Below are 9,782 nucleotides of genomic sequence, written 5' to 3'. Positions count from 1 at the left end.
TATGAAAAGACAAAAGATTAGAAAATTATTAACATTATTAGCGATATCATCTATGACATCTTCTGTTATAGGTGTTGTTTCATGTACTCCTAATAGTTCTGTAACAGATAGTGAAAATTCATCAAGAAAAGTTGCATCAATTGATTATGATTTAGGATTAGCAACAGAGCCAATTAATAACTTAAATTACGTAAAATATAAATCAGTAGATAAAATTTTGCCATCCCTGGTTGATTCATTTATAAAAGATGGACCTGATAATACTTTAAAAAGATTAATAAAGACAAATCCTTTTACAATGCTAATGGTAGATACATCAAAAACTGTTAATGATCAAAATGAAATATCTTCATCATTTGATGACTTTTGAAAACAAAAAAATGATTTAGCCCAAGAAGATGGTTTTGGTTTAACAACTACATCTTACTTTGACTTAACTAACTTTAACTTAGTTGGAGGGTTAGGTAAAGCTACTTCTACTTCAGATGTTGTTAAAACATCTACAATTTACGCTTTTAGAAACCCTAAAAATTCAAGTAATTACATGGCTTTAACTGGATTTTTAAACAATAAATTAAATCGTTGAAGTAATGGAGATTATATTAACGCACAAGATTTAAGAGATTATTTTGAATACATATTGGATCTAAATACCGGATCTCAAAAATTAGACCAAATATTAAAATTCGGAATAAGAGGTGCTGAAAAATTTATTAATGCACAAAAAGAATATCTTGCTAAATATAATAAAAATTATATAAACCCATTCGGACGTAGAAGATATATACAAAATTCTTTTGGAGAATATGTGCAAGACCCTAATCAATTGGTTTGACAACCTCAAATTAAAGGCGAAAATGGCAATTACATTGATCAAGAAGATGTTGATAAAATCAAGGAAGCAGCTTTATCATTTGGATTTTATACAGGTCAAATCTTTTTAGATTATACAAATGAATTGATTGAAGAAAATTTAGTTCATAATCCTGGATTCAGTTTAGATAAAGATATACAAGAATTTATTATCCAGAAGAACGGCGTTAAAAAAAGCGTTACTTTAAAAAAGAATGAATTTTTAAATCCATATCAAGATTTTAATATAGAAGGTTCAAAAATTGTGTCTACATACAATCAAATATCAAATTCTGAAAATTCATTTTCAATGATATTCGATGCAAACAAAACGCCTAATTTAGTATTTTTAGTATCGCATATTATTACAAATATTTATCCAATTAATAGAAAGTATGTTGAAACAGTAGCTGAAGGTATTGATAAGTATGGATCAGATCCAAAATTATTCTTAACAAGCGGTCCGTTTTTAATGGATCCAAGTGATGTAGTTTTAGGTCCTCAAGGACAAATAGTTTTAACAAAGAACAATGAATATTTTGATGCTAAAAGTACCATCTCAAACAAAATTAAAATTTATTTTTCATCAGATAGAAATATTAATACAACATTTTTTGAAGATGGATATATTTCACAAACCTATATTCCCGCAACAAAAATTAACAAATATTGATCAAACAAAGATTATAAAGGTTATTTAAATAAAAACTCTGGTTACGGCACAATTGCTTATGGGTTTAATTTAGACAATGAAACAAATGGTGATAGTTACTTACAAGATCAGGATTTAAGAAACGCTATGTATTTTGCTATTAATCGTGAAAACATAATTAAGTTTGTTGGTTGAGATTTTTCATTCCCTGTAAATACATTTACCTCATATGGTCAATATAAAACAGAAAATGGAAGAAATATTGAAACATATTTTAGTGATTTATCTTCAAAAACTAAGGATAACAAGGAATATCCATTACAAAATTATGACTTCGTTGTTCACTTAGCAAAATCATTTACTTTTGAAAAGACAGTAAGAAAAGATATCGCATATAATTTGGAAACAGCTAAGTTTTACATGAATAAATTTAAAGCAAAATATCCAGGTTTGAAAAAAGTTTCATTAAGATATCTAAACAATTCTAGTGATGAACAAAAAAATGCAGGTCTTTTCTTGCGTGAAGCCTTACAGGTAGCTTTTGGTGATTTCATCGACTTGGAGCTAAAGAGCTTGCCAGAAAACACTTTTGCTGCATTCATAGAAGAAGGGCAGTATGACATTATTTACCAAAACTATGACAAAATAGGTGGTAACGGTGCTGATGACTATGTTTCAACATTCTTCAAAAATGATGGGATAGATTCATTGTCACAAAAAACAATTGGTTTTAAAAACAACCCAGTTGGTTCATTTGTTTATAGTGATTATATTATTGATTTACTATTAGAAAAACAAGGATTAAATAACAATCTCGAAACATTTGTCTCATTATTAAATGAACAAATAAATTCAATTAAGAATCAAATTAATACTAACGCACAAGAAGAATTTAAAAAAGCAACAACAAATACAGAAATTAATACTTTTGTCAAAAAATATTCAAAAGTTTTTGCAGAGAATTTAGGCGCTTTATACACTAATGATTTTGTTTCTTACATACTTGAATATTTATTGGTCAAAAATTCAAACATAAAATTTTCAAAAGTTAAAAATGCGTATAAACGTTATGTATTTAACACGATGTCTATCGAAGAAATAGCCGAGAAAACAAAAGAAACAAAAGAAAGATTAAACATTCAACAGTCAATACAATCAAGTGATAAGCTTAGTTTTGATTTTTGAAAGAAATTTATTGAGCTTTCGTTTATTAAAAATAATGAATCATTAACAGAATATAGCGATAGATTAAGTGCCTTCTTTTCTTCTAACTTTACAACTAGTGAATTTAAAGAAGGATGAACACAAGAATATATTTATGTATTTATTGGAGAGCTAGAGAAAATAGTTAGAGACGGAGCATTTATTATTCCTCTTATGGAAGTTGATACTAACTGAGAAATAACAAGAGTTGGTGGAACAGATTCTCTTTATAGATTTTCATTACAATATGCATACGATTATACAAGACCACCAAGACCAGGATTGCCAAGAGGAAAGGAGAGATAGTAAATGTCTAAAAACAAAAATATAGATTTGAACGAAATTTTCTTTGTTAATAAAAGAAACAAAGATTTTACAATTTTTCAAAAATTATTTTCTTTTGATTCTGCTTTATCAAAATCATTAATTAGATTTTCTAAGATAATTTTAGAGTTCTTTATTATTGGATTAATAGTAATTACAATCACTTTCTTTTTAATTAATGCGGTACCTGGGTCAAATTCATTGACTGCAGGTCTTGATGAAGCTGCTCGTAAAGCAATAGAAGCTAAATACGGATTAAATTTACCAATTTTTCAAAGATATTTAAATTATATAGCCGGCCTATTTAGAGGAGAATTTGGTATTTCGATTTCATTATTTCCTGGAAGAGAAATTCAAGATTTTGTATGAGTCAGATTTTATAAATCATTTCTTGTAGGAATTTTTGCTGTATTTTTAACGGTAACAATCGGTATTTCAGTAGGTATTTGGGTCGGAAAAAACCCTGGTGGATGAGTTGATAATATTTCAACAGTCATAGTAAGTATTTTTTCATCAGTACCTTCAATTATTTTTGCATTAGTTTTAGTTTTCATCGGGAGATTAGTTGGGCTACCATACATTTTTAATGATAAAAATCTTTTAACATACATTCTTCCTGGACTGGCTCTTTCATTAGGGAGTATAATCGTTTATATTAAATACATTAGAACAGAACTAAATAGAGAATTAAATTCTGTTCATGCAAAATTCGCATACTTGAAAGGCTTATCAAAGAACAGATTTGTTTGGAAGCATGCCTTAAAACCAGCCTTATTCCCTATAGCTACATTTTTCCCTGCTGTTATTTTTGGCTCATTTATTGGAAGTATTTTTATAGAACAAATATTCTTTATTCCAGGTTCAGGTGCTTTATTATTACAAGCTATACAAACCAAGGATTACAATATTATTTTATTTTTAATTGTTATGTTCGCTTTATTAACAATTGTTTCATATGCTACAAGGGATATACTTTATGAAGTTATTGACCCTAGAGTTAGAAGAAAGGGGGCTTAATGTCTAAAAAAAGTATTAAAGATAGATTTGATAATTATGTTTCTAGATTAAAGAATAGAAACGAATTGGGCGAAACAAATTTAGCTAATTTAGATACCGCACCTAACCCTCTTTTAGCGCCTTTTCAATATCAAGCTTGAAAAATCATTGGAAAGTCTATAGATTTTTCGATCAATCAACATATGAATCAGGAAGCTAAGCCCTTTAAAGAATTCGTTTATAGATATTCTAAAAATTTTGGTGGTGTTTTAGGTTTTGTTTTGCTTGTTGTTTTAATTATATTAGCGTTAATAATACCTTTCACAACTTTAGATCCGCAATTAACTGATGTTAATAATAGATATTTAACATTTAATTCAACAGATAGTAGTGGTACACATCATATTTTAGGTACTGATCACCTTGGTCGTGACTTATGGGCTAGACTTTGACACGGATTGAGATACTCATTATCTTTAGCTATAGTAGTAACTATTATAGAAGTTATGATAGGATTAACGATAGGTATTATGATGGGACAATTCGAAAGAGTTGACAGAGTATTTACATTTATAATTAAAATTATTTCTGTTGTACCGACTATCTTAATTTTAATTCTTATGACTATTGTTGTTAGTCCAAGTTTCTGAGTTATTGCGTTTTCATTATCACTAACTTCTTGAACAGGTATGGCTAACCAAATAAGAGCTCAAGTTAAAAGAGCAAAACACTTTGAATGAGTTTCAGCTTCAAAAGTTCTTGGAACTCCTATGTATAAAATTTTATTCAACTACATACCAGTTATTTTACCAATTCTAATTACTCAATTAGTTTTTACGATTCCTGGTGTAGTATTATCTGAAACATCATTAGCTTTCATTGGGTTAGCAATTGATGATGCTTCAACATTAGGTAATTTAATTTCTGAAGGGCAAAAACAATTTCCAACTTATTTAAGATATGTTTTTGTACCATCTTCAATTTTAATTTTAATTACAACTAGTGTTCAATTGATTGGTGCTAGTTTGCAAGATGCTTTAAGAAGACAAAGATAGGAAGGTAGATGTGAAAAAGTATTCAAAAAAATATAAGTTCCAAAAACCTAAAAAATTAAAAACAACTATCAAAAATAAACAAGACGAATTATTGCACATAAAAGTTGAAGAACAAATTAAACCAACGCAAGAAATTAAAGAACCTAAAAAAAGAATTGTTAAAGCAAAAGAAGAGAAAAAAGCTCAAGTTTCTAGTAAACAAAAAGAAAAAAAACCTAGAAAATCAACAAAAAAACCCATTATTAGCGATGACATATACACAGGACCAATAAACGAAGAAACTGAATTCGAAACTGTAAAACCTAAAAAACAAGCTAAGAAAAAAACGGCCACAAAAACAAAATCAACCACAAAGGTAGCTAGTTCAAATAAAAAACCTAGAAAATCAACAAGAAAAACTATTCTTGAAGAAGAAATATATACAGGGCCAATAAACGAAGAAACAATTTTTAACAATTTAGATCTAAAAGAAAAAAATACTAAAGAAATTAAGAATTACATAATTCAAAACCACGACATATACACAGGACCAATAAACGAAGAAACCGAATTTGAAACTTTAAAACCTAAAAAACATTACTCATCTAAAATTTTAAAAACAATTCTTGAAGAAGACATATACACAGGTCCAATAAACGAAGAAACTATAGAAGAGAATTTGTCAAACGATTCATATTACGGCGAAAAAGGTTTTTATCATAAACCAAAGGTTATTAGAGTTCAAAAATCAAAAAAATTTGATGAAAATATATCAAAAACAATAATTAAAATTTGCAACATTGAAAAATATTTCGGAAGAATTTATCACTGCAATTGCTCACGCCAACACACAAATAAAGAAACTGTTTGAAGATTAGTTAAAAAATTATTTTCAAAAGAAAAGCAACCGTTATTTGATTTTGAAGAATTTTCAAAGAACGTTAAATATAAAGAGTTTAGTGATGGTTCAAGAATTAAAATAGCTGCAGAAATCAATGATATCCATTTATCATTCACTAATCCAGCTAGACCAGGAGAAAAGAATAAAGTTTTAAGAGGACCATCTCTTGAAGTTTACGAAGGTAAAGTTCACGCAATAATTGGTGAATCTGGTTCAGGTAAATCAGTTATAACATCACTATTATACGGTTTAACAGGAGATAATTCTGTTATAGATTCTGGAGAAATTAAACTTTATAATAATAATGTAGAGAATTTTAACTTTAATGACTGAGAAAAATCACACTATAGAGGAAGGGTTGTTTCGGCAGTTTTCCAAAATCCAATGTCTACTTTAAACCCAACAATGAAAGTTGGAGCTCAAATTATGGAGGGTATGCTTCTTAATAAAGTTGTTAAAAATAAAAAAGAAGCATACTTAAGAGCTGTAGAATTTCTGAAGTTAACAAAAATTAACGATCCAGAAGCTGTGATGAAACTTTACCCGCACGAAATGTCAGGTGGAATGATACAACGTGTTGTTATTGCTGCAATTGTTGCTTTAGAGCCTAAAATATTAGTTATGGATGAACCAACAACTGCTCTTGATCCAACTGTCCAAGCTCTTGTTTTGGATGTAATCAAAGACTTACAAGAAAAATTAAAACTATCTATAGTATTTATTACGCATGACCTAGGAGTAGTTGCTTCTATAGCTGACTATATTTCTATTATGTATGCTGGACAAATAATTGAAGAAGGTACTGCAGAAGAAATTCTTAATTATCCTCAACATCCTTATACTTGAGGACTAATTTCAAGTATGCCAGATGTTAACAAAGGAAGCAGATTAGCAACGATAAGAGGTAGCGTACCTTCAAACCTTAATAAAATTAAGGGTGATGCATTTGCTGTTAGAAATGATTATGCATTAGGTAAAGATTTTGATTTAGAACCTGACTTTTATTGAATATCAGAAACACACAGAGTTAAATCTGCATTACTTGATGATAAAGCGCAAAAATATTATGCTCCAAAACTAATTCAAGAATTATGAAAGGAATATTTAGATAAACATGGAAAGAAATAAGATTGAATATGTTGAAAAGAAATTTCCTTTTAGAAAAGTAAAACACGTAAGATATCAAACCCGTGGTGTAGAAGACATGTTGATGCCAAAGCACAATGAAAAAATTCTAGCAACACTACGAAATGTTGATATCACATATGGCTCAGGTATGAAATCATTTAGGGCTGTTACTGATTTAAATTTAAACATTTATGAAGGTGAAGTTCTTGGCCTAGTGGGCGAGTCTGGTTCAGGTAAGAGCACAATAGGAAAAACACTTGTAGGACTTGTCCCATATAGTTTTGGTGAAATAAAACTTCTTGATAAAGTATTACCTAAAAAAATGTCAAGAGGTCTTAAGTTTGGAAAATCATTAAAAGAGTATAAAGCGATTGAAAACTTTTTAGTTAATAAAGTACAAATGATTTTCCAAGACCCTGCAAACTCACTAAATCCACACGCAAATGTAGAATCAGTTGTTTCAGAAGGGTTAATGAACACTAAAAACGCAAAAGAAATTTGATTATACAACTTCGACCAAAACGTTTTGAATGATATTCTCAATAAAATTAATGAAAGTGCACTTTCTGAAGAATCATTAAATGAATATGTGGATAAATTGAATAAAAATATCGCTATAAATAGCGATATTGCCTATAATGCCCTTTATATTGAATTCTTTAATTATTTAAAAGAACTTAATTTATTAGAAATAAAAGTATTATTAGAGAATTATAAAATTGAACGTGATAAAATGCAATCCTTAGCTGAAAAAGATGCTAGAAAATTACTTGTAAGAGACATCTTAATTTCAGTTGGATTAGATGAATCTGTTTTAAGAAGATACCCTCTAGAGTTTTCGGGGGGACAACAACAACGTATAGGTATTTCTAGAGCCGTTGTATTAAGACCACAATTACTTGTTGCTGATGAACCTATTTCAGCTCTTGATGTGTCAATTCAAGCGCAGGTAGTAAATATATTTAATGAACTAAAAGAAAAGTTTAATCTTACAATACTTTTTATTGCACATGACTTGCGTATGGTTGAATATATTTCAGACAGAATTGCGGTAATGAACAAAGGTAGATTATTGGAAGTTGGTAAAACAGAAGAAATTATGAACCATTCATTACATCCCTACACAAAAAGCTTATTAGATGCTGTTCCTTCTATAAAAGGCAAAAAAGGTAGTTTGATTGGTTATGTATATAACATAAGAATGCACAATTATACATCTGATAATCAACCTGAATGAATAAAAATTAATGATGATCATTATGTTCTTGGCACACAGCAAGAAATTAATGATTGAAAAAATGGAAAATACTAAAAGGAGGTTTTATGAAAAAAATTAAAAAACATTTATTATTGTCTAGTCTTCTTTCATCTTCTTTTGGATTAACTATTGTTTCTTGTTCACCAAATCAAGTACAAAATAATGTTGAGAACAAAGAAAGTAAAGAAGTAACAGCTTTAAAATTAGATATTTTAAACAATTTTGTAAACGAAATTTCTGATAAAGAAAAGCAAAAAGAATACAAAAAAGACATTGATTCTAAGAAAACAGCTGAGGAATTACTAAGTTATAGAGATTCTTTAATTAACAAATACGAGAAAGTAATTTTAGAAAAAATTAAGTACGCAGAATTTGATAAAGATGTTGAAGGTTTACTAATAACCAATTTAAAGCTATTAAAAAAATGAGAAAATTTAAACGAATTCAAGATTACAATAAAGGAAAAAATAGCTGAAGAAATATCTTATATTAAAAATGATAATTTCTTTTTATTGCTAAGTAATGAATCCAAAGAACAAATCGATAAAATGATAAGAAACCTCAATAAAGTTTCTGAAAAGTCATTAATAAATAATGAGATAAAGAATCTTCTTAATAAAGAAAAAGAAAACGAAATTAATTTACTTAAGAATAACGTAAAAAATATTATTAATACACATATTGCTGAAGAAAAAAGAAGCGAACTTTTATCAGAATTAGAAAGTAAAGAAAATAAATTTACTGAAATATATGTTTTTGAAAATAAAGTTTTAAATAGTCTAATTAGATTGAAAAAAGATACAGAATTAACATTTCAACTAAATTTTTTACAATCAAGAAACCCAATTACAGCAAATGAATATAAATTAAAAGTCATTAATTCAAATGAATCAAATTTCAATAGCATAAAAAATGAGTTACTTACAGAAGTGAGAAAATATAAACCTGATAGGCCAAGTAATTATTGAATATTTGCTCAAAAAGATCCATACCCTTCAACTATAGTTAACTCCGAAACAACTTCTGAAAATAAATCAAACCCTGTTAATGTGTTACAGTTTCGTGGTCAAAATAATTTCGTCAAAATTTCTAGTAAAGCTCCGGAAACTTTAAGTACTTATAAATTAACTAATGAAGAAAATGAGTTAAAATTTAAATTTAGAGAGTTAAGACGAGAAGTTATAAGTAGTTTCTTTAAGTTACAAACTCATCCAGGAACAAATCAAGAAGAATATTTATTTAATCAAAAAGTAAATGTCTCAGATGAAGCTATAAAAAAAATGATCTCTATACTTTTATATACAATTGATAAAGTTATCATTGAAGGATATTTCTTTCAAGATGTTTATGAAAATATAGAAGGTTCAAATTCAGGATTTAACCCAAATGAGGTATTTAGAAGTTATAAAAACTTATATGAGAGAATAAAATAAA

Annotated in this window: 6 protein-coding genes; all 6 read left to right on the top strand. The window is 28.0% G+C overall.

Translation table 4 applies throughout. The features are described 5' to 3' along the window. The first annotated feature begins 1 nt into the window (after position 1). The 6 genes from AXW82_RS01875 (at position 2) to AXW82_RS01850 (ending at position 9,781) form a co-directional block, all read left to right on the top strand. Positions 2-3,013 (top strand): ABC transporter substrate-binding protein, encoded by a 3,012-nt coding sequence (locus AXW82_RS01875; protein ID WP_004794536.1) that lies wholly within the window; start codon positions 2-4, stop codon positions 3,011-3,013. A gap of 3 nt (positions 3,014-3,016) precedes the next feature. After that, entirely contained in the window at positions 3,017-4,048 is a 1,032-nt protein-coding gene (locus tag AXW82_RS01870) for an ABC transporter permease (RefSeq protein WP_004794537.1), read from the top strand. After that, positions 4,048-5,082, top strand: a complete 1,035-nt coding sequence (locus AXW82_RS01865; RefSeq protein WP_004794539.1) for an ABC transporter permease — start codon at positions 4,048-4,050, stop codon at positions 5,080-5,082. Before AXW82_RS01870 ends, AXW82_RS01865 begins: the two co-directional genes overlap by 1 nt. 853 nt (positions 5,083-5,935) lie before the next feature. After that, on the top strand, positions 5,936-7,090 hold the full coding sequence (locus AXW82_RS03790; protein ID WP_408633543.1) for an ABC transporter ATP-binding protein: 1,155 nt from the start codon (positions 5,936-5,938) through the stop codon (positions 7,088-7,090). Beyond that, positions 7,077-8,402 (top strand): ABC transporter ATP-binding protein, encoded by a 1,326-nt coding sequence (locus AXW82_RS01855; protein WP_004794544.1) that lies wholly within the window; start codon positions 7,077-7,079, stop codon positions 8,400-8,402. The genes AXW82_RS03790 and AXW82_RS01855 overlap by 14 nt, the downstream gene beginning before the upstream one ends. A gap of 11 nt (positions 8,403-8,413) precedes the next feature. Further along, complete coding sequence (locus AXW82_RS01850) at positions 8,414-9,781, top strand: V-type ATP synthase subunit I domain-containing protein (protein ID WP_004794545.1); 1,368 nt, start codon at positions 8,414-8,416, stop codon at positions 9,779-9,781. Position 9,782: the final 1 nt, after the last annotated feature.

The organism is Mycoplasmopsis canis PG 14, assembly GCF_001553195.1.
Taxonomy (GTDB): Bacteria; Bacillota_I; Bacilli_A; order Mycoplasmatales; family Metamycoplasmataceae; genus Mycoplasmopsis; species Mycoplasmopsis canis.
The sequence above is the reverse complement of the archived record's forward strand: the minus strand, read 5'-3'. Positions and strand labels throughout refer to the sequence as shown.